This is a genomic window from Salmonella bongori NCTC 12419 (genome assembly GCF_000252995.1).
Classification (GTDB): Bacteria; Pseudomonadota; Gammaproteobacteria; order Enterobacterales; family Enterobacteriaceae; genus Salmonella; species Salmonella bongori.
On sequence record NC_015761.1, the window covers coordinates 3,950,654 to 3,970,793 of the forward strand.

The following is a 20,140-nucleotide window of genomic DNA, read 5'->3' on the forward strand; positions in this document are numbered from 1 at the left end:
GTAGCATGTAATAAGTAGAACTCTTTAATATAGTATTTTTATTAAAATTCAATAGCTTAATGTAAGCTATTGAATTTAAAAAATTATAGGCTATTGTTCTAATATTGCTATTTTTTGATATTGACGCAAAGCAGGGTATGCGTAGAATACATGCGGGTTAACGAAGGGAAAAGCTTATGGTTATAACATTAGATGAACATCGTAGAGATACAGCTCCGGCGGGCGATCGCTCTAACGAGAGTAATGCTGATAACGAAAGCGCTATGGTTCTCACTTTTACGCCCAAGAAAAGCATTGAAAATGTTGATGATGATCAAGCTATTGCTGCTATTCTTGCCAGGGCAAAAGCACTGAAGTGGTGATCAATAGTTAAGTATTCTATATTGAGTGCTCTCAACTGTAGATTGTGAGCATTTAAATGGGAACTAATACTGCACAAAAACTTCCTCCTGTTTCTTCTGACCAAGATTCCTCCTCCCAAAATTCAATTGAAATTATAAAAAACAGGCAATCAAAAGAATTGATTTTGGCTTTCTGTGGGCCAATTGGATCTGGAATAAAAGCAATTAGATTAGCATTTGAAAATAATCTTGAAAATCTTGGTTATAAGGTTCATCATATTCACATAAGTTCTTTAATGGATAAAGTTAAAAAAACCTCTGTAAATACTGATCCCTATAACCGATATATAGAAAAGCAAAATCAAGGTAATACCCTAAGGCAAACTTATGGCCCTCAGATTATGGCTGAGGCCGCTATTGCCAGTATTGCTGAAATAAAACAAAAATCAAGAACTTCGATAAATGCTGAAGCACGTTTTAATGAAAAGTTTGTGTATATTATCGATCAATTAAAAAATCCTGCTGAAGTTGAGTTATTAAGACTTGTTTATCAACATAACTTCTATTTAATAGGAGTTGTAAGAAACGAATCTGAAAGAAAAAGAAACTTAAGAGATGAAGGGATTTCTCCTCAGCATATAGATGAACTCATACATTTAGATCGTAAAAGTGGCGGAAGCAAAGGGCAGCAAGTTGAAAAAACTATTCTTGATGCCGATTTCTTTATAAGAAATAATCAAAGTCATTCAACTCAGCTAAATAATAAAGTAGAACGGTTTTTGGGCTTGATTCATGGAAAAAATGGACTCACCCCATCGCTGCATGAGAAAGGTATGTTCAATGCCTTTAGCGCTTCTCTTCAATCTGCATGTTTGTCTCGGCAGGTTGGAGCGGCTATTGTTGATCATGAAGGGAATATTTTATCAACCGGAAGAAACCTGGCGGAGGGCTGTATACATTTGAAGATGAAAATAAAGACTTCAGATGTATTCATAAGGGAGGTAAATGTTATAATGACATGCATAAAGCTAAAATTAAAGATAGCATAACTAAACAAATTAATCTAAGTTTAGATAATGTGCTCACGCAAAGTTCATCAAAACCTTTATTAGAAAAAGCTATTCGGAGTATATTTGTTGATACTAACTTTGTAGAAACACTTGCATCTAATATTTATAGCAACTCCCCAATAAAATCTTTAATTGAATATTCGAGAGCGATACATGCTGAAATGGATGCCATTACAACGTTAGCACGTACAGGAGAGGCATCCACTAAAAATAAGATTATGTTCACTACTACATATCCTTGCCATAATTGTGCTCGTCATATTGTTGCTGCAGGTATTGTTAGTGTTTACTATATAGAGCCTTATGAAAAAAGCCTTGCCTTAGATCTCCATGACGATGCCATTAATGATACAAACATTAATGATACCCAGAAAGTGAATTTTATTCAGTTTGAGGGAGTATCACCACGCCGATATGCTAAGTTTTTCTTTACTACGTCAGATCGAAAAAATTCACAAGGTTATGCGTATCCTTATGCTACGAAATATAGTAACCATGTGGATTATCAATTTATTGATAGCTACCAGGAAATGGAAGATAAAATTACGCAGATATATACCAGTAAAATAAGCGATTAATACCATTTTTAAGAGTCGGCCTATAAAATAGGCCGACTGATAGTATTACTTGTCGTGCTCTTCCCACGCCATCGCGCGTTTAACCGCTTTCTTCCAGCCGCTGTAACGGTAGTTACGCTCGGTAGTTTCAATGCCGGGGCGGAATTCACGCTCAATGACGGCTTTTTCCTGCAATTCGTCCAGATTCTGCCAGTAGCCGACTGCCAGACCGGCCAGGTAGGCGGCGCCCAGGGCCGTGACTTCACGTACTTCCGGGCGTTCTACGCGAGCGCCGAGGATATCCGACTGGAACTGCATCAGGAAATTGTTGGCGACCGCGCCGCCGTCCACGCGCAGGGCGTGCAGGCGAATACCGGAGTCAGCCTGCATTGCCTCCAGTACGTCGCGGGTCTGGTAAGCAATGGATTCCAGCGTCGCGCGGATAATGTGATTAGAATTCACGCCGCGGGTCAGACCAAAAATGGCGCCACGGGCATACGGGTCCCAGTAGGGTGCGCCCAGGCCGGTAAAGGCCGGGACAACGTACACTCCGTTGGTATCTTTCACTTTCGTGGCGAAGTATTCGGAGTCGAACGCGTCGCTGATCAGCTTCATTTCGTCACGCAACCATTGAATGGACGCTCCCGCCATAAACACTGCGCCTTCCAGCGCATAGTTGACTTCGCCGCTCGGGCCGCAGGCGATGGTAGTCAACAAGCCGTTTTCCGATTTTACCGCTTTCTCACCGGTGTTCATCAGCATAAAGCAGCCAGTGCCGTAGGTGTTTTTCGCCATCCCTTCCTTCACGCATAGCTGACCGAATAGCGCCGCCTGCTGATCCCCGGCGATACCGGCGATAGGAATACGTGTTCCGCCTTTACCGCCAATATTCGTCTGGCCGTAGACTTCGGAGGACTTACGTACCTGGGGCAGCATCGCGCGTGGGATATCCAGCACGTCCAGCATTTTGTCGTCCCAGTCAAGATCGTGAATGTTGAACAGCATGGTTCGTGAGGCGTTGGTATAATCGGTGACGTGGACGCGCCCCTGCGTCATCTTCCAGATAAGCCAGGTGTCCACCGTACCGAACAGCAGTTCGCCACGCTTCGCGCGTTCACGCGAACCTTCCACATGATCAAGGATCCATTTCACTTTAGTGCCGGAGAAGTACGGGTCGACAACCAGACCGGTGTTGTCGCGGATGTAATCTTCCAGGCCATCGCGTTTAAGCTGTTCGCAAATATCGGCGGTACGGCGGCACTGCCAGACAATAGCGTTGTATATTGGTTTGCCGGTTTCACGTTCCCAGACGATCGCGGTTTCTCGTTGGTTAGTGATGCCGATAGCGGCAATCTGATCGGAACTGATATCGGCCTTAGCCAGTACTTCTACCAGCGTTGAGCTTTGGGAGGCCCAGATTTCCATCGGGTCGTGTTCCACCCAGCCTGGCTTAGGGTAAATTTGCTCAAATTCACGCTGCGACACGCTGACGATATTCGCGTCATGATCCAGAACGACCGCGCGGGAGCTGGTAGTGCCCTGGTCGAGCGCAACGATATATTTTTTTTCAGTCATAATTTTGTCCCGTAATCAGATTACAGCGAAGCATTTTGTTGTGTGGTAGCGGTGGAATCCTTCTCTTCCACGACGCAGGTATCGCACGGCAAATGACGACCAATGAATTTGCGATAAGCAAATGCGCCCAGAATAGCGCCGACGATGGGGCCAAACAGCGGCACCAGGAAATAAGGAATGTCTTTTCCACCGGTAAACGCAATCTCGCCCCAACCGGCAAGCCCGGCGAACATTTTTGGGCCAAAATCACGCGCCGGATTCATCGCAAAACCGGTTAACGGCCCCATAGAGGCGCCAATAACGGCGATCAGCAAGCCAATCAACAGCGGAGCCAGCGGGCCGCGCGGCACACCGTTGCCGTCGTCAGTCAGCGCCAGAATCAGTCCCATCAGAATAGCGGTAATCACCATTTCAACCGCGAAGGCCTGCACAAAATTGATATGAGGATTCGGGTAAGTTGAGAAAATGCCAGCGAGATCAAGACTTTCAACGCTGCCACGTACGATATGGTGCGTTTGTTCGAAGTCCACGAAAAGATTGTAATAAAGCCCGTAAACTAACGCCGCTGCGCAAAACGCGCCGGCAACTTGAGAAAGAATAAAAGGAATAACTTTACGTTTTTCGAAACAGGCAAATAGCCAGAGCGCGATAGTGACTGCCGGGTTCAGGTGTGCGCCAGAAACACCTGCCGTCAGGTAGATAGCCATCGCTACTCCCAGACCCCAGATGACGCTGATTTCCCACTGGCCAAAGGTCGCTCCGGCGACTTTAAGCGCAGCGACACAACCCACACCGAAAAAAATCAACAACCCGGTACCGAGGAATTCAGCAATGCACTGGCCTTTTAAGGTTGATGTTTGACTCATAATCGGATCCTGAAGAGTATGTAATGATTATTGGTATGCGAGGAGGTCATGGACATCCACGATGCCCTGTAGGCACACTGTTAATTTATCGTTAACGAGCAAAAACGAGAAATATCGAAATCAAAATGTGTGTACTGTGTCAATAAAATGAGCGTTATCGCGCCATGAAGCGCGTTTTGAGACAGAAGAAGAATAGATGTTGAATCATTTCATTAACCAATATGTTAACACTTTTAAGTTATTGGATGAATGCTACCAGGAGATGGATGAAAATTGTTGCAAACCGCGATATACGCGGTATGTCGCTGGACAGCGAGAGCGGGGCTTCATACAATCGGCACTATATATTGTGCGCGTTTACGTGAAGCGTCGCCTTGCAATTCAGGAGAGGTAAGATCATGTCTTTAGAAGTGTTTGAGAAACTGGAAGCAAAAGTACAGCAGGCGATTGACACCATCACCCTGTTACAGATGGAAATTGAAGAGCTGAAAGAAAAGAACAACAGTCTGGCGCAGGAAGTACAGTCTGCACAGCACCAGCGTGAAGAGCTGGAGCGTGAAAATCATTCTCTGAAGGAACAGCAGAGCGGCTGGCAGGAACGTCTGCAGGCGCTGCTTGGTCGTATGGAAGAAGTCTGATTACGCTTTATCTTTCGTGCCGTAGCTGCGTTGGCTGCGCTCAGTTACCCCAGTCACGTAGTTCACTACGCTCCTGGGGATATCTTCGCTTGCCGCCTTGCTACAACACGAAATCTTTCGCGTAATCATCCCTGCGCGTAAGCCGACATCCGGCAATCAGCGACAACGCATAAAAAAGGCGCCTTATGGCGCCTTTTTTGATCACTCGATATCGAGCGGGTCTTCGGAGAGGATGATTCCGGTATTGTCGGCGTAGAGATGATCGCCGGAGAAGAACGTTACGCCGCCAAAATTAACGCGTATATCGCTTTCTCCAATGCCTTCACCTGCGGCGCCAACCGGAATGGCGGCGATTGCCTGAATGCCGATATCCAGTTCTTCCAGCTCGTCTACCTGACGCACCGCGCCATAGACGACCAGCCCTTCCCATTCATTTTGCGCGGCCAGACGCGCCAGCTCCGCGTCGACTAATGCACGACGGACAGAACCGCCGCCATCCACCAGCAGAACCCGACCACGGCCATTTTGTTCGAGCAGATCGTACAGCAACCCGTTGTCCTCGAAACATTTTACCGTGATGATTTGTCCGCCAAACGACGACCGTCCCCCAAAGTTAGAGAACAGCGGTTCCACGACGTTGACATCTTCCTGATAGATGTCACAAAGCTCGGAAGTATCGTATTTCATAGGCTTAACGTTCAGTTGCTGCGAGAATTTTTAGTATATCGCGCTAAGTACACTGTTGGCAAAATCATCAATTGTTAATTGATATTTGTCAGTTAAACGGTCCACTGACTTAAGAGTATCCCAATCACAAATAACAGGTTGGTTAACAGTGCGCCTTTGACGGTACGTTCAAGCATCGGACGCATTGCCGCAGGCTCCCTTTCGCGCATTACATAGCGCGCCTGGTTGATGAGTAACGGCGCGGCCAGAATAAACAACCATCCCCACAGGCTGTGTAGCGAAATCAGATTAAATAGCGCCAGACAGAGCAGGGCGCCTGTCAACAGGCAGGCATGATAGCGACGCGCGTTGACATCGCCCAGGCGCACCACCAGCGTATTTTTACCATTTTCACGGTCGCTGTTAATATCGCGCAGGTTGTTAATATTCAGTACGGCCGTCGCCAGTAAACCACAGGCGGTGGCCGGGAGAATCAGATCCGGGATCAGCGTGTGCGCCTGGAGATACCAGCTCCCCATAACGCTCAGCCAGCCAAAAAAAACCAGCACAGAGATATCGCCCAACCCGATATAGCCGTAGGGCCGATTACCCACGGTGTAGGTGATGGCGGCAATAATCGACAGCCCGCCTAAAACTAAAAAGCCAATAAAGTCGGTTAACGTATGGCACGCCACCGCCACCAGCGCCAGCCCGGAGATACAGATCAGCACGACGGTAATGATTAACGCCCGCTTCATCTCCTGTTGGGTGATAACGCCTTTTTGCATCCCGCGTAGCGGCCCGATGCGATCCGGTTTGTCGCTGCCTTTGACGGCATCGCCGTAATCGTTGGCGAGGTTGGATAAAATTTGCAGTAGTCCGGCGGTGATAAGAGCCAGCAGTGCGACCAGAGGATCGAAGTAGCCTTGCCACCAGGCCAGAGCTGTACCGACGATGATCGCCGCGAAGGCGAGGGGTAAGGTCTTGGGTCGTAAGCTTTCCAGCCAGGCCAGAGTGCGGCTAATTTGTTGTTCAGTCATATTTAGCGCCAATAAAAATGGGGCTTTTCAGCCCCATCAACAGTGATGAAAATGCATTGGACGCGATTATAAGATAAAACGGCTTAGATCTTCATCTGCGACCAGCGCATCCAGATGTTTGCTCACATATTCCGCATCAATTGTGATATTTTGGCCGTGCAGATCGCTGGCGTCATAGGAAATATCTTCCATCAAACGCTCTAGTACGGTGTGCAGACGACGCGCGCCGATGTTTTCGGTAGTTTCGTTAACCTGCCAGGCGGCTTCGGCGATGCGTTTAATACCGGAATCGGTGAACTCAATATTGACGCCTTCGGTTGCCATCAGCGCTTTGTACTGCACGGTGACAGACGCGTTAGGTTCGGTCAAAATACGTTCGAAATCGCTGGTGGTCAATGCCTGAAGTTCAACGCGAATGGGCAGACGACCCTGCAGCTCCGGGATCAGATCTGATGGCTTCGCGACCTGGAACGCGCCAGAGGCGATAAACAGAATATGATCCGTTTTGACCATACCGTGTTTGGTTGAGACAGTGCAGCCTTCTACCAGCGGCAGTAAGTCGCGCTGTACACCTTCACGCGATACATCCGGGCCAGACGTTTCGCCACGCTTACAAATTTTGTCAATCTCATCGATAAAGACGATGCCATGCTGTTCAACCGCGTCAATAGCGTCCTGTTTCAACTCTTCCGGGTTGACCAGCTTAGCCGCTTCTTCTTCAACCAACAGTTTCATCGCGTCTTTAATTTTTAACTTACGCGGTTTCTGTTTCTGGCCGCCCAGGTTCTGGAACATAGACTGCAACTGGCTGGTCATCTCTTCCATGCCCGGAGGCGCCATAATCTCTACGCCCATCGGCGCGGCGGCGAGGTTAATCTCGATCTCTTTATCGTCGAGCTGGCCTTCGCGCAGTTTCTTGCGGAACGTTTGACGGGCGGCAGAAGGCTCCTGCTGCTGTTCGGTTTGGCCCCAGTTATTTTTTGCCGGTGGGATCAGCACATCGAGAATGCGTTCTTCCGCCAGTTCTTCCGCACGATAGCGGTTTTTCTCGATAGCCTGTACGCGAACCATTTTCACTGCGGCATCGGTTAGATCGCGGATGATGGAATCCACTTCTTTACCCACATAGCCCACTTCGGTGAACTTGGTGGCTTCGACTTTGATGAACGGCGCGTTAGCGAGTTTTGCCAGACGGCGGGCAATTTCAGTTTTACCAACGCCGGTTGGGCCAATCATCAGAATATTTTTCGGGGTCACTTCGTGGCGCAGCTCTTCGTCAAGCTGCATACGACGCCAGCGGTTACGCAGTGCAATTGCCACGGAACGCTTGGCGTTATCCTGGCCGATAATGTGTTTGTCCAGTTCGCTGACAATTTCGCGTGGGGTCATTTCAGACATGAGAGGTCCTTACGCTTTGGAGGTCAATTCTTCAATGGTGTGGAAATGGTTGGTATAAATGCAGATATCGCCTGCAATATCCAACGCCTTTTCAGCAATTTCGCGTGCGCCGAGCTCGGTGTTTTCCAACAGAGCGCGAGCAGCAGCCTGCGCATAAGGACCGCCGGAGCCGATAGCAATTAAATCGTTTTCAGGTTGGACGACATCGCCATTACCCGTGATGATGAGCGAAGCGGTTTCATCCGCGACGGCCAGCAATGCTTCAAGCTTGCGCAGCATACGGTCAGTACGCCAGTCTTTCGCCAGTTCAACGGCGGCCTTGACCAGATGCCCCTGGTGCATTTCCAGTTTACGTTCAAACAGTTCGAATAGCGTGAAGGCATCCGCAGTACCGCCCGCAAAGCCCGCAATGACTTTGTCGTTATAAAGGCGGCGGACTTTCTTCACATTGCCTTTCATTACCGTATTGCCCAGTGTGGCCTGACCATCACCGGCGATTACCACGTGGCCGTTACGGCGTACGCTTACTATTGTTGTCACGAGCAGACCCCTTGGTTACAAAAGCAGAATTCGGGCCCCGTACGGCGTACGGGGCATAATGCAAGTATAGATGGGGGGGATTTTGAGGGTTTCAACCCCCGGTGGCGAGTCGAATACAGTTTGTATGGCCTGCCATCTTCAGACGATTGATGGTGCTGTCGGCATTTTCTTTACCTTTAACCGGCCCGATAACCACGCGGTTCCAGCCGTTATTGGTGGTAATTTTGGAGTCAAAACCTTCAAAAGCCAGTTGGGCGCGTACGCTCTCCGCTTGCTCTGCGCCTTTGAACGAACCGCATTGCACCATCCAGCGACGTTCGTCTTTTTTCTCAGCCGTGGCTTTTGGTGCTTCAGGCGCACGCGTAATTGGCGCGGCTTTTGGCTCTGGCGCGCTGGTATGTGCGGGCGTTTGCAGCAAATCCTGATAGGGCTGCTGTGAAGCTGTTTGTTTCGGCGGCGGGCTTTGACGCGCAGGTTGCGCAGGAACAGACTGTACCGTACGCGTTTGTGGCTGCTCATTTACCCGCGGCTGCGTTCGTGGTTGCTGGACGGGTTGCGTTTGAGTCCACTGCTGTTCCGCTTGTTGCTGCGCCTGACGCTGGCGCTGTAGCGTTTGCTGGCGCTGTTCGGGCGTCTGCTCGTTCCACGGCACTTCATTAAGCTGCGTTGGCTGTTGACGCATATCCGCCTGCATCTGTGCCAGTAACTGACGCTGCTCGCTGGTGAGCTGATTCGGATTCATGACCTCGCCGCCGGCAGATGGTTCTGTTGGCGTGCGGACGCCCGGTTGCCGACTTTCCAACTCTTTGATGTAGCGCCAGCGCTCTTCCGGTTTTGGTGGAAGCCCATTGCCGGTGACTTTCTGGTTTTGTAGTGTTTCGGACTCTTCTTTTTTATGGTGTGTAATGAAGTAAAGGCCGCCGATAAAGGTCACAAGGACGGCCGCCGCAATCGCGACCATGGCCGGCGAGACCGCAGGCATGTTGCTTTGCTTCTTCCGTGAGTTCCGTGAGGTGCTCTTTTTGCGCCGCGAAGGAGCCGGTTGGCCGCGACGTACATAATCTCGTTGTGCCACTATCGTTTCGCTGTATTTATTCATTCGTCAGCCCGTCATGTTACTGAAGCGACGGGCCTTTGACCAGACAGGTGAGTCTTAAAGCTATTTACTTTAAGGTAAAGCGCGCGTAGAACCGCGAATAATCAATTCGCAATCCATTAAGCGCGAGCCACTGTTTACATTATGCCCCTGCATTTGATCGAGCAACAGCAGCATCGCCTCGCGACCAATGTCAAAACGCGGCTGCGCCACCGTCGTCAGTGGTGGGTCGCAAAACTCGGACAGCGCGATATTGTCAAAGCCGATAATCGACAAATCGTCAGGCACTTTCAACCCCTGGCGCTTGGCCCAGGAGAGTGCGCCCAGCGCCATCACATCGCTATGACAAAAGACAGCGGTAGGCGGCAACGGTTGCTCAAGCAACTGTTTTAATGCATTTGCCCCGGCTTCGTAGGTAAAGTCACCACGGGCGATGTAATGCGGATCGACCACAATGCCGCTGCGTCGTAATGCCTGTACGTAGCCTTGTAAGCGATAGTGGCAGAGCGGCATATCTTCCGGCCCCGCAATGCAACCAATGCGTTGGTGGCCCAGATCCAGCAGGTAATTCATGGCATTGAACGCGGCGGTAAGGTTATCGATATGTACCGTTGGTAGCTCAAGTTCCGGCGCAAACTCATTCGACATCACCATCGGAGGCAAATTGCGTTGCTCCTCCACGCTGGCGTCAAAGGGCAACCGGGAACTCAGAAGGACCATGCCGTCAATCTGTTTAGTGATGATGAGATTAAGGAAAGTTTTTTCTTTCTGGTTTTGATGCGCGCAATCGCCAATCAGCACCAGATATCCCTGTTCTGCAGCGGTCACTTCGATACCGCGAATAATTTCACTGAAGAAGGGATCGCAAATATCCGGGACAATGACCAGAATCGTACGGGATTCATTTCGTTTTACGTTTCGCCCCATCGACTGCGGAAAATACCCCACTTCAAGCGCGGCCTGTTCAACCCGGCTACGGGTCGACTGGGAGACTTTATCGGGGTTCATTAACGCGCGGGATACGGTTGCCGTAGAGACTTTCGCCTTCAACGCCACATCCTTCATCGTAGCGGCAGTAACCTGCTTGTTCGATTTCACTCTTTCTCCTCGCCTGGGAACTGCTGGCGCAGATCTATCCCTGGTAACACTCATCAAAAACATTTTTATCAGATAGTGCGTGGAAGCGGTTACAGAATTTTCATAAAAAGTGTGATGGCTCTTTAATTTTACGATCCGTCTCGCATCGTGAGGGCTATCCCTCAATTGGATCGACGTCAAGAACCCACTTAACTTTTCGTGCCTCAGGAAGCGTATTAATCAACACCAGCGTGCCGCTGATGATGTGTTGCAGGCGAATCCGCGAAGGATGCTGCAGTAATATTTGCCAGCGATAGCGACCACCACGTTTTGGCGCGAGGGCCGGAACTGGACCTAATAACCATAGTTTATCGTCTGCTAGCGGGCTGGCCTGAATCAAGTTACGCAGTTGCTGGAGGAAGACCGACGCCTGCTGATTATTATGATCCTCTGCGCGTATAATGACGTGGCTGGTCCATGGTGGGAGTTGAAGCGATTGCCGTTCCGCCAGCGCCTGTTCCGCAAATGCATCATAGCCTTTATGCAGTAACGTTTGCAGCAGGGGATGCTCAGGATGATGCGTTTGTAGCACCACTTCACCTTGTTTACCCGCGCGCCCGGCGCGTCCTGAAACCTGAGTGTAGAGCTGGGCAAAACGTTCCGCTGAACGAAAATCGGCGGAAAAAAGCGCGCCATCGACGTCCAGTAACGCCACCAGAGTGACATCCGGGAAATGATGGCCTTTCGCCAGCATTTGCGTGCCTATCAGGATGCGCGCTCCGCCACGGTGAACCTCCGCTAAATGCTGCTCCAGCGCGCCTTTGCGACTGGTGGTATCACGGTCGATTCGTGAGATCGGCACGCCGGGGAAGAAGGGCGCCAGCACCTGTTCCAGTTGTTCCGTCCCTAACCCAACCGGTAGCATATGCGTGGAACCGCAGGAGGGGCACTGGCGCGGCACGGGACGCTGGCTATCGCAGTGGTGGCAGCGCAGATGATGCTGCGCCTGGTGCAGCGTATAGTAATGATCGCAGCGCGGACACTCCGCAATCCAGCCGCAATCGTGACACAGCAGCGCGGGCGCGAATCCCCGGCGGTTCAGAAATAAAATCACCTGATTGTCAGCCTGGAGATGTTGGCGCATACGGGCGATAAGGGCGGGGGCGAGTCCTGCCTGGAGACGCTGGCCTTTTAAATCCAGCACATGCTGCAGGGCTGGTCGAGCGTTGCCCGCGCGTCGCGTCAGGCGCAGCAGCCGATATTTTCTTTGCCGTACGTTGCAGAGCGTTTCCAGAGCTGGCGTGGCGGAGCCGAGAATAATCGGAATTTGTTCACTATGGGCGCGATACACCGCCAAATCGCGGGCATGGTAGCGCCACCCTTCCTGCTGTTTATAAGAACTGTCGTGCTCTTCATCGATGACAATGACGCCAAGATTCTTAAACGGCGTAAAAAGCGAGGAACGTGTGCCAATGACAATGGCCGCTTCGCCGTTTTTTGCTTTCAGCCATGCCGAAAGACGCTCACTATCATTTAGCCCGGAATGCAGCACTTCCACCGGCGCGTTAAAACGTTCGCGAAAACGGGCGATTGTTTGCGGCGTCAGGCCGATTTCCGGCACCATCACCAACGCTTGTTTACCCTGCGCGAGGATGTTTTCCAGCACGCTCAGATACACTTCTGTCTTACCGGAACCCGTGACGCCTGCCAGCAGCCAGGCGGAGAAGCTATCTGATGCGCTGTGAATCGCGCCGACCGCCGTCGCCTGCTCGGTATTGAGCCGCAGCCGCTCCCCTGCGACGGCATAATGCTCTCGCCAGTCGGTAAACGCAGGTGTTTCACTGGCGAGCTCACAAAGCCCTTTCCGTCGCAGCGTTTGCAGTGTGGCGTCGGTAAAATCGCATTCAGCCACTTGATAGCGCCAAATCTTGCCTTGCCGTAGCGCCGCCAGCGCCTGCTGTTGCCTTGGCGAACGTTTCAGGCTGTTAATATCGAGCGCCAGCCCCTCTTCGGTAGCAAACCAGTACCAAAGGGGCGCGTTGCTGGCCGGTTTCCCCTGGCGTAATAAAATCGGTAGGGCGTGAAACAGAACGTCGCCGATAGGATGGTGGTAGTACTCCGTCGCCCAGAGGAGTAAACGCCAGACGGAGGGGGAAAAGACCGGTTCGTTATCCAGAATTTCAATGACCGACTTTAATTCATTAAGCGGTAATTCGCTGTGGTCGCTGACTGAGACGACAATGCCCACACGCTCTTGCTGCTTGCCGAACGGCACGCGTACGCGGCACCCGGCTTTGACGTCCCAGCCATCCGGCAGCCGGTAATCAAAGGTTCGGGGAAGCGGAACGGGCAAGGCAACGTGCGCGACGGACATGGTATCTTCCTGACTTGAAATTTCGTCGGGTAGTATACACATTACGATAAGGGAGCGCGGATCAGTTTGCATACGGTGGTCAAATTCTGTATGATTCGCCGCCTTTGGTGCGTATTGCGAGCATCAAACCCTTTACTATTAACTTCGCGTGGTGTCTGGCGTTAGGGCTGGAAGAGCGACGCGGCCTTACACTGAGGTTCCCCATGAAAAAAGGTATTCACCCGAATTACGTAGAAATTACTGCAACCTGTTCTTGCGGTAATGTTATCAAAACCCACTCTACCGTGGGCCACGACCTGAACCTGGACGTGTGCGGCAAATGCCACCCGTTCTTCACTGGTAAGCAGCGTGTTGTTGATACCGGTGGTCGTGTTGAGCGTTTCAACAAACGCTTCAGCATCCCTGGCAGCAAATAAGTTATCGCCAGAAAAAAAGCGCCGCAGGGCGCTTTTTTTGTTTTCTACCAGGGATAACAGTATTTGTTCAGACACACTCTGTGATCCTCCACCGCTTTCATTACGCTTCCTGCCGTGAGTTTTAACGAAGAATGTATTGTCAGTCCCGCGCTTTCCAGCCCCTTCGCTGTCCATGTATTGCAAGTGTTGAGTATGCCGTAGCGGCCATTCGCGGCGTAAAACTGGCTATCGCCGTAAATTCCCTGTTTTAACGGAATCAGATTACCCTCTTCGTCACGGGCAAAGCTGCGGCCCAGATAGCGCATCAGGCTGCTGCGCTGGTTTGTGTCCAGGGATAATGACATTATCTCGCTACCGGCGAAATAACGTTCAGGTTTACCGGAAAACGCGACGATGTGCATCACCGCGCCGGATGACCAGAACATGGCCTGGAGCGTAAGCGCGGTGGTTATTTCTTGTGACTGGTAAAAGCCCTTATCGCCCCAGCCGATTTCATACCACTGCGCCTCCTGAGCGAACCGTTTTTTAAGCTGTGGCAGAACGGTATTAACCTCACGGGCTGGCGCAATAATTCCCGTGTGCCAGCCATGACTGACGATATAGATTTCCGTCGGGGAAGGCTGTCCGCCTGTCGTGGGGTTTACGGCTTGTGGAAAGGTTGTGCAGCCATATAGCAATAAACTTATCCAGACGATAAAAACACGCTTCATGAAGTACCACCAGCAAAGGCGGGGTATTTTGCGGCGTTTCCCTAATAGCGCCACGCTTATCGGGTCGATATGAAAGTGGTACGTCATGGATATTTTATATTGCCTTAGGTTACCGTACGGGGAGCGCCGTCACTGAAGGCCTCAAAGATATACGGTGTGTTGTTGCGTATGGCCGCCATGCCGGTATGGCTGTACTTTTAATAGGTTGCCAGTTGCATGGCTTTACTTTGGAAGGGGTGAGCAACCTGGAAAATAATTTCACCGGTTTGTGGCTCCCAGGCAAAAGTGGTGGCGCAACCAGAAGGCTAAAAACCAGCGAGCCACGATTCATGGCCTAATGGTTTTATTGCACAATGAAAAAGAGCGGCGAGTGTGCCGCTCTTTCTATATCAGTATTCCCACGTTTCCGGGTCAATTCCCATCTCACGCATGATCTCTTTTGCCGCTTCCGGGATTTCATCGCTGCGCTCTTTTCGCAGATCGGCATCATCCGGCAACGGTTGCCCGGTAAAGGCGTGCAGAAATGCTTCACACAACAGCTCGCTGTTGGTGGCGTGGCGCAGGTTGTTCACCTGACGACGCGTACGTTCATCGGTGAGGATTTTTAACACCTTCAGAGGAATGGAAACCGTAATTTTTTTGACTTGCTCACTCTTCTTACCGTGCTCAGCGTATGGGCTGATATATTCGCCGCTCCATTCAGCCATGAGATACTTAATCCTCTTCGTCATTAATATTGAGGTCTGAACCTGAGCCCGGACCATAATTGCGCGTAGTTTACCGTAGTGGCGCGGCCCTGACACGAAGTTAGCGGTCGCAGATGTGCGCTAATGCATATAATTTTAACGGCTATTTGCGGTTTGCTCAATCTATACGCAAAGAAGTTTAGATGTCCAGATGTATTGACGTCTATTGTGGTAGTGGTTAATCTGTGGCCTGACGTTCACCGACTCAGCCAGGAATATCTTCATATGACGCGTAAACAGGCCACTATTGCAGTGCGTAGCGGATTAAACGACGACGAACAGTACGGCTGCGTTGTGCCGCCAATCCATCTTTCCAGTACCTATAACTTTACCGGTTTCAATGAGCCGCGCGCGCATGATTATTCCCGTCGTGGCAATCCCACGCGCGATGTGGTTCAGCGCGCGCTGGCGGAGCTGGAAGGTGGCGCGGGCGCAATATTGACCAATACCGGCATGTCGGCGATTCATCTGGTCACGACCGTTTTCCTTAAGCCGGGGGATTTGCTGGTCGCGCCGCATGACTGCTACGGCGGCAGTTATCGTCTGTTTGACAGTCTGGCGGCACGTGGCTGTTATCGTGTTCGGTTTGTCGATCAGAGCGATGAACGTGCGTTACACGCGGCGCTGCAGGAAAAACCGAAACTGGTGTTGGTAGAAAGTCCAAGTAATCCATTGTTACGGGTGGTGGATATTGCGAAAATCTGTCGGCTGGCGCGCGAGGCGGGCGCAGTGAGCGTTGTTGATAACACGTTTTTAAGCCCGGCGTTGCAAAATCCGCTGGCATTGGGCGCCGATCTGGTGTTGCATTCATGCACGAAATATCTCAACGGTCATTCGGATGTCGTGGCTGGTGTGGTGATTGCTAAAGATCCGGAAATTGTCACCGAGCTGGCATGGTGGGCGAACAATATTGGCGTCACTGGCGGGGCGTTTGATAGCTATCTGCTACTGCGTGGTTTACGCACGCTGTCACCGCGTATGGAGGTCGCCCAGCGTAATGCGCAGGCGATTGTGGATTACCTGCAAACACAGCCGCTGGTGAAGAAACTGTATCATCCGTCGTTACCGGATAATCAGGGACATGAGATCGCCGCGCGCCAGCAAAAAGGCTTTGGCGCAATGTTAAGTTTTGAACTGGATGGAGATGAGGAGACGCTGCGTCGTTTTCTTGGCGGACTGTCGCTGTTTACGCTGGCGGAATCTTTAGGGGGAGTGGAAAGTTTGATCTCTCACGCTGCGACCATGACACATGCTGGTATGTCGCCACAGGCGCGTGCCGCCGCCGGGATCTCCGAAACGTTACTGCGTATTTCCACCGGTATTGAAGATGGCGAAGATTTAATTGCCGACCTGGAAAATGGCTTCCGGGCTGCAAACAAGGGGTAAACATGAGTGTGATGGCGCAGGCAGGGGCGAAAGGTCGTCAACTGCATAAATTTGGCGGCAGTAGTCTGGCGGATGTGAAGTGTTACCTGCGTGTCGCAGGCATTATGGCGGAGTATTCGCAGCCTGGCGATATGATGGTGGTGTCCGCTGCAGGTAGCACCACCAACCAGCTGATCAGTTGGCTGAAGTTAAGTCAGACCGATCGCCTCTCTGCGCATCAGGTGTTACAGACATTACGTCGCTATCAGTGCGATCTCATTAGCGGGCTGCTTCCCGCCGGGGCAGCAGATGACTTAATTGGCGCTTTTATTAGTGATCTGGAGCGCCTTGCCGCCCAGCTTGATGGCGGCGTAACGGATGCTGTCTATGCCGAAATAGTCGGCCATGGTGAAATCTGGTCGGCAAGATTGATGTCTGCCGTACTGAATCAACAGGGGCTGGATGCCGCATGGCTGGACGCGCGCGCATTTTTACGCGCCGAACGTGCCGCGCAGCCGCAGGTTGATGAAGGACTTTCTTATCCTTTATTGCAACAGCTACTGGCGCAGCATCCGGGTAAACGTCTGGTGGTGACTGGCTTTATTAGCCGTAACCATGACGGTGAAACGGTACTGCTGGGGCGTAATGGATCGGATTATTCCGCTACCCAAATCGGCGCGCTGGCGGGGGTTTCCCGCGTCACCATCTGGAGCGATGTGGCGGGCGTTTATAGCGCTGACCCGCGCAAAGTCAAAGATGCCTGCCTGTTGCCGTTATTGCGTCTGGACGAAGCCAGCGAGCTGGCGCGTCTGGCGGCGCCTGTTCTGCATGCCCGTACGCTACAGCCGGTGTCCGGCAGTGATATTGATCTACAACTGCGTTGTAGCTATACGCCGGATCAAGGGTCTACCCGAATTGAACGGGTGCTGGCTTCCGGGACGGGCGCGCGTATCGTGACCAGTCACGATGATATCTGTCTGATTGAGTTTCAGGTGCCCGCCAGCCAGGATTTCAGGCTGGTGCACAAAGAGATCGAGCAAATTTTAAAACGGTCGCAGGCGCGTCCGCTGGCGGTGGGCGTGCATCGCGATCGCCAGCTCTTGCAGTTCTGCTATACCGCCGAGGTAGCGGATAGCGTACTGAAACTCCTCGATGATGTTGGGCTGCCGGGCGAATTACGCTTGCGGCAGGGGCTGGCACTGGTGGCGATGGTCGGGGCGGGCGTCACTCGCAATCCACTGCATTGTCATCGTTTCTGGCAGCAACTCAAAGGTCAGCCAGTGGAATTTACCTGGCAATCGGAGGAGGGCATCAGCCTCGTGGCTGTGCTGCGTACCGGCCCGACCGAAAGTGTGATCCAGGGGTTGCACCAGTCGCTATTCCGCGCTGAGAAACGTATTGGCCTGGTGTTGTTTGGCAAGGGGAACATCGGCTCCCGCTGGCTGGAACTGTTTGCCCGCGAGCAAAGTACGCTTTCCGCACGCACCGGTTTTGAATTTGTGCTGGCGGGCGTGGTGGATAGCCGCCGTAGCCTGCTCAGTTATGACGGCCTGGACGCCAGCCGTGCGCTGGCATTCTTTGATGATGAAGCCGTTGAGCAGGATGAAGAGTCGTTATTCCTGTGGATGCGGGCGCATCCGTATGACGATCTGGTGGTGCTTGACGTGACTGCCAGCGAGCAGTTAGCCGATCAATACCTCGATTTCGCCAGCCACGGCTTCCATGTGATTAGCGCTAATAAACTGGCGGGTGCCAGCGCCAGCGATAAATATCGTCAGATTCATGACGCGTTTGAAAAAACAGGGCGCCACTGGCTGTACAACGCTACCGTGGGCGCGGGGTTGCCTATCAACCACACGGTGCGGGATCTGATTGACAGCGGCGATACGATTCTCTCGATCAGCGGGATCTTCTCCGGGACGCTATCCTGGTTATTCCTGCAATTTGACGGTACGGTGCCGTTTACCGAACTGGTCGATCAAGCGTGGCAGCAGGGATTGACCGAACCCGATCCGCGCGTGGATCTTTCCGGGAAAGATGTCATGCGCAAGCTGGTGATTCTGGCGCGCGAGGCGGGGTATGACATCGAGCCGGATCAGGTGCGTGTAGAATCATTGGTGCCAGCACACTGTGAAGAAGGATCTATCGATCACTTCTTTGAGAACGGCGATGCGCTGAATGAGCAGATGGTACAACGTCTGGAGGCTGCCCGCGAACTGGGGCTGGTTCTACGCTATGTCGCGCGTTTCGACGCCAATGGTAAAGCGCGCGTCGGCGTTGAAGCGGTACGCCCGGAGCACCCGCTGGCGGCGTTGCTGCCGTGTGATAATGTTTTTGCTATTGAAAGTCGTTGGTATCGCGATAATCCGCTGGTGATCCGTGGGCCGGGCGCGGGCCGCGATGTCACTGCCGGGGCGATTCAGTCCGATATCAACCGCCTGGCGCAGTTGTTGTAATACGCCTGCCCGCCGGGTGGCGGCTTCGCCTGATCCGGCCTACGTTAAGCCTGGTTCGTAGGCCGGATAAGAGGCGAAAGGGGGATCTGCTTAACTTTCGTCAGATGCGTTTTTTGCATTGGCGACGATAAATCGGTTCATCTTCGCCTGGATAATGGCTGCGCCGACAGGCGGAAACAGCAATGCCCAGAATAGCGTCCAGCCGCTCTGTATACCCGTATCTTCGTTTTTATTCGCCAGCAATGTTCGGATTTCGTCGCTAAGCGTCAGGCACAATATTGCTGTGCTAAACGGCATCATTGCTGACAGCCATCCCGCGCTACATGCGGTCATGAGTCGGGGCGAAGGCGCCACAAACTGCATTTCCCGGTGAATTCTGACGAACCAATAAATAATATAAAATGGAATGAAAAAGGCCAATAATGCGACGACAACGGGTTCTGCGCACTCAGGTCGCTGGGTTGATGAGTTTCTTTTTGGCGGAGCAATAGAGAAAAGTTCTTTTTTGATCGGTAGCAGGAACAAGAGGGCGATAATCGATAATGTAATCGCGATGCTCGATATATACTCCTGGGGGATGGCGTATATAAATATAGACAGATAGCTAGCGATGATAAATTTGAACAGTAAGCAGAGGCTAAATAAAATAACAAATGTCTGTGTACTGCCGATAGCGCTGAAAAGCAGCATGGGGACTAACAGCGTCATTACCCCCACGCAAAAACGCATCAAAAACTGCCCTATGGTCAGTCTGATTACTTCAGATGGGTCATTTACGTAGAAGGAACAGACCACGCCAATGATTAACAGCAACGCAACAAAGTAGAGTGAGTAACGATTTTTTATACGGCAGACAAACCAGCTTGCGATCATCCCAAGCAGATATCCCATCTGGGCACCCGCGAGAATCGCACCAATACGGTTAGCTGGAATGGACAGCGATTGACTCCAAAAATGAACGCTATACGACGACGCGCCTAACGCGCTGATAAATGAGAGCGCAAAAAAGAAAAAAATGATACTCCAGAATCGATAGCTACTCAGGAGGTCGGCGCAAGTCCATTTTTTATCTGGCATCGACGGTAAAGCAATTTCCATATTTATTCCTTATTTCCCATAGGCTGTGAGAATGTATATAACCATTCGAATTGATAATAAATATTAATTTGGCGGATAGTGGTTTATAGAAAATATTAACGCAAAGCGAGG

Annotated in this window: 19 protein-coding genes and 1 pseudogene; 7 read left to right on the forward strand and 13 right to left on the reverse strand. The window is 51.4% G+C overall.

Annotated elements, in window-relative coordinates; genetic code table 11:
- Window positions 1-176 precede the first annotated feature (176 nt).
- Genes SBG_RS18700 through SBG_RS23280 form a run of 3 tightly spaced genes read left to right on the forward strand, consistent with a single transcriptional unit; the run spans window position 177 to window position 1,989 of the window.
- A complete protein-coding gene (locus tag SBG_RS18700; RefSeq protein WP_000237157.1) occupies window positions 177-362 on the forward strand; it encodes a hypothetical protein in 186 nt (61 codons plus the stop codon).
- Window positions 363-418: 56 nt separating this feature from the next.
- Window positions 419-1,390: a hypothetical protein gene (locus SBG_RS23275; RefSeq protein WP_231845615.1), complete on the forward strand. Its 972-nt coding sequence runs from the start codon at window positions 419-421 to the stop codon at window positions 1,388-1,390.
- Window positions 1,360-1,989: a deaminase gene (locus SBG_RS23280; RefSeq protein ID WP_052308280.1), complete on the forward strand. Its 630-nt coding sequence runs from the start codon at window positions 1,360-1,362 to the stop codon at window positions 1,987-1,989. The genes SBG_RS23275 and SBG_RS23280 overlap by 31 nt, the downstream gene beginning before the upstream one ends.
- Before the next feature lie 45 nt (window positions 1,990-2,034).
- Here the strand turns inward: SBG_RS23280 and glpK are convergent, their stop codons facing one another.
- Together glpK and SBG_RS18715 are read right to left on the reverse strand one after the other, a co-directional pair.
- The gene (glpK, locus tag SBG_RS18710; protein ID WP_000136773.1) at window positions 2,035-3,543 is read right to left on the reverse strand and encodes a glycerol kinase GlpK; all 1,509 of its coding nucleotides are present in this window, start codon (window positions 3,541-3,543) and stop codon (window positions 2,035-2,037) included.
- A 20-nt stretch (window positions 3,544-3,563) separates the two neighbouring features.
- The gene (locus SBG_RS18715; RefSeq protein WP_000084288.1) at window positions 3,564-4,409 is read right to left on the reverse strand and encodes an MIP/aquaporin family protein; all 846 of its coding nucleotides are present in this window, start codon (window positions 4,407-4,409) and stop codon (window positions 3,564-3,566) included.
- 398 nt (window positions 4,410-4,807) lie between these two features.
- On the opposite strand from SBG_RS18715, the gene zapB reads away from it, so the two are divergent.
- Window positions 4,808-5,047: a septal ring assembly protein ZapB gene (gene zapB, locus SBG_RS18725; protein ID WP_000051364.1), complete on the forward strand. Its 240-nt coding sequence runs from the start codon at window positions 4,808-4,810 to the stop codon at window positions 5,045-5,047.
- Between the two features lie 201 nt (window positions 5,048-5,248).
- Here the strand turns inward: zapB and rraA are convergent, their stop codons facing one another.
- The 7 genes from rraA to priA form a co-directional block, all read right to left on the reverse strand.
- Complete coding sequence (gene rraA / locus SBG_RS18730) at window positions 5,249-5,734, reverse strand: ribonuclease E activity regulator RraA (RefSeq protein WP_000872917.1); 486 nt, start codon at window positions 5,732-5,734, stop codon at window positions 5,249-5,251.
- A 92-nt stretch (window positions 5,735-5,826) separates the two neighbouring features.
- On the reverse strand, window positions 5,827-6,753 hold the full coding sequence (gene menA, locus SBG_RS18735) for a 1,4-dihydroxy-2-naphthoate polyprenyltransferase (protein WP_000139495.1): 927 nt from the start codon (window positions 6,751-6,753) through the stop codon (window positions 5,827-5,829).
- Window positions 6,754-6,819: 66 nt separating this feature from the next.
- Window positions 6,820-8,151, reverse strand: coding sequence for an HslU--HslV peptidase ATPase subunit (gene hslU / locus SBG_RS18740; RefSeq protein WP_001293333.1), 1,332 nt, complete (start codon window positions 8,149-8,151; stop codon window positions 6,820-6,822).
- A gap of 9 nt (window positions 8,152-8,160) precedes the next feature.
- Window positions 8,161-8,691: an ATP-dependent protease subunit HslV gene (gene hslV / locus SBG_RS18745; RefSeq protein ID WP_000208241.1), complete on the reverse strand. Its 531-nt coding sequence runs from the start codon at window positions 8,689-8,691 to the stop codon at window positions 8,161-8,163.
- Window positions 8,692-8,782: 91 nt separating this feature from the next.
- The gene (gene ftsN, locus SBG_RS18750) at window positions 8,783-9,766 is read right to left on the reverse strand and encodes a cell division protein FtsN (protein WP_015703088.1); all 984 of its coding nucleotides are present in this window, start codon (window positions 9,764-9,766) and stop codon (window positions 8,783-8,785) included.
- Window positions 9,767-9,859: 93 nt separating this feature from the next.
- Entirely contained in the window at window positions 9,860-10,885 is a 1,026-nt protein-coding gene (gene cytR / locus SBG_RS18755) for a DNA-binding transcriptional regulator CytR (protein WP_000841340.1), read from the reverse strand.
- Between the two features lie 154 nt (window positions 10,886-11,039).
- Window positions 11,040-13,238 (reverse strand): primosomal protein N', encoded by a 2,199-nt coding sequence (priA, locus tag SBG_RS18760; RefSeq protein ID WP_000109408.1) that lies wholly within the window; start codon window positions 13,236-13,238, stop codon window positions 11,040-11,042.
- Between the two features lie 203 nt (window positions 13,239-13,441).
- On the opposite strand from priA, the gene rpmE reads away from it, so the two are divergent.
- Complete coding sequence (gene rpmE / locus SBG_RS18765; RefSeq protein ID WP_000715284.1) at window positions 13,442-13,654, forward strand: 50S ribosomal protein L31; 213 nt, start codon at window positions 13,442-13,444, stop codon at window positions 13,652-13,654.
- A gap of 44 nt (window positions 13,655-13,698) precedes the next feature.
- On the opposite strand, the gene SBG_RS18770 is transcribed toward rpmE, so the two are convergent.
- The 3 genes and pseudogenes from SBG_RS18770 to metJ all read right to left on the reverse strand — a co-directional run bounded on the left by SBG_RS18770 (window position 13,699) and on the right by metJ (window position 15,071).
- A complete protein-coding gene (locus SBG_RS18770; RefSeq protein WP_000832007.1) occupies window positions 13,699-14,364 on the reverse strand; it encodes a TIGR02117 family protein in 666 nt (221 codons plus the stop codon).
- A 137-nt stretch (window positions 14,365-14,501) separates the two neighbouring features.
- A pseudogene (locus SBG_RS23285) lies at window positions 14,502-14,695 on the reverse strand (YiiX family permuted papain-like enzyme); the annotation flags it as partial.
- Window positions 14,696-14,753: 58 nt separating this feature from the next.
- On the reverse strand, window positions 14,754-15,071 hold the full coding sequence (gene metJ / locus SBG_RS18775; protein ID WP_000852811.1) for a met regulon transcriptional regulator MetJ: 318 nt from the start codon (window positions 15,069-15,071) through the stop codon (window positions 14,754-14,756).
- 264 nt (window positions 15,072-15,335) lie between these two features.
- Here metJ and metB point away from each other — a divergent pair, with 264 nt between their 5' ends.
- A complete protein-coding gene (metB, locus tag SBG_RS18780) occupies window positions 15,336-16,496 on the forward strand; it encodes a cystathionine gamma-synthase (RefSeq protein ID WP_000197196.1) in 1,161 nt (386 codons plus the stop codon).
- Window positions 16,497-16,498: 2 nt separating this feature from the next.
- Window positions 16,499-18,931: a bifunctional aspartate kinase/homoserine dehydrogenase II gene (locus SBG_RS18785; RefSeq protein WP_000115240.1), complete on the forward strand. Its 2,433-nt coding sequence runs from the start codon at window positions 16,499-16,501 to the stop codon at window positions 18,929-18,931.
- A 90-nt stretch (window positions 18,932-19,021) separates the two neighbouring features.
- Here SBG_RS18785 and SBG_RS18790 read toward each other — a convergent pair whose 3' ends face one another.
- Window positions 19,022-20,029 carry an MFS transporter gene (locus tag SBG_RS18790; RefSeq protein WP_000401539.1) on the reverse strand — a complete coding sequence of 336 codons (1,008 nt, stop codon included), beginning with the start codon at window positions 20,027-20,029 and terminating at the stop codon, window positions 19,022-19,024.
- Between the last annotated feature and the right edge of the window lie 111 nt (window positions 20,030-20,140).

Bases quoted from the DNA above. Each gene is read 5' to 3' on its own strand.
- rraA (WP_000872917.1), bottom strand. From the start codon at position 5,734: ATGAAATACGATACTTCCGAGCTTTGTGACATCTATCAGGAAGATGTC.
- hslU (WP_001293333.1), bottom strand. From the start codon at position 8,151: ATGTCTGAAATGACCCCACGCGAAATTGTCAGCGAACTGGACAAACAC.
- SBG_RS18790 (WP_000401539.1), bottom strand. From the start codon at position 20,029: ATGGAAATTGCTTTACCGTCGATGCCAGATAAAAAATGGACTTGCGCC.
- glpK (WP_000136773.1), bottom strand. From the start codon at position 3,543: ATGACTGAAAAAAAATATATCGTTGCGCTCGACCAGGGCACTACCAGC.
- metJ (WP_000852811.1), bottom strand. From the start codon at position 15,071: ATGGCTGAATGGAGCGGCGAATATATCAGCCCATACGCTGAGCACGGT.
- menA (WP_000139495.1), bottom strand. From the start codon at position 6,753: ATGACTGAACAACAAATTAGCCGCACTCTGGCCTGGCTGGAAAGCTTA.
- SBG_RS18700 (WP_000237157.1), top strand. From the start codon at position 177: ATGGTTATAACATTAGATGAACATCGTAGAGATACAGCTCCGGCGGGC.
- SBG_RS18770 (WP_000832007.1), bottom strand. From the start codon at position 14,364: ATGAAGCGTGTTTTTATCGTCTGGATAAGTTTATTGCTATATGGCTGC.
- SBG_RS18715 (WP_000084288.1), bottom strand. From the start codon at position 4,409: ATGAGTCAAACATCAACCTTAAAAGGCCAGTGCATTGCTGAATTCCTC.
- SBG_RS18785 (WP_000115240.1), top strand. From the start codon at position 16,499: ATGAGTGTGATGGCGCAGGCAGGGGCGAAAGGTCGTCAACTGCATAAA.
- rpmE (WP_000715284.1), top strand. From the start codon at position 13,442: ATGAAAAAAGGTATTCACCCGAATTACGTAGAAATTACTGCAACCTGT.
- SBG_RS23280 (WP_052308280.1), top strand. From the start codon at position 1,360: ATGCATAAAGCTAAAATTAAAGATAGCATAACTAAACAAATTAATCTA.
- zapB (WP_000051364.1), top strand. From the start codon at position 4,808: ATGTCTTTAGAAGTGTTTGAGAAACTGGAAGCAAAAGTACAGCAGGCG.
- metB (WP_000197196.1), top strand. From the start codon at position 15,336: ATGACGCGTAAACAGGCCACTATTGCAGTGCGTAGCGGATTAAACGAC.
- priA (WP_000109408.1), bottom strand. From the start codon at position 13,238: ATGTCCGTCGCGCACGTTGCCTTGCCCGTTCCGCTTCCCCGAACCTTT.
- SBG_RS23275 (WP_231845615.1), top strand. From the start codon at position 419: ATGGGAACTAATACTGCACAAAAACTTCCTCCTGTTTCTTCTGACCAA.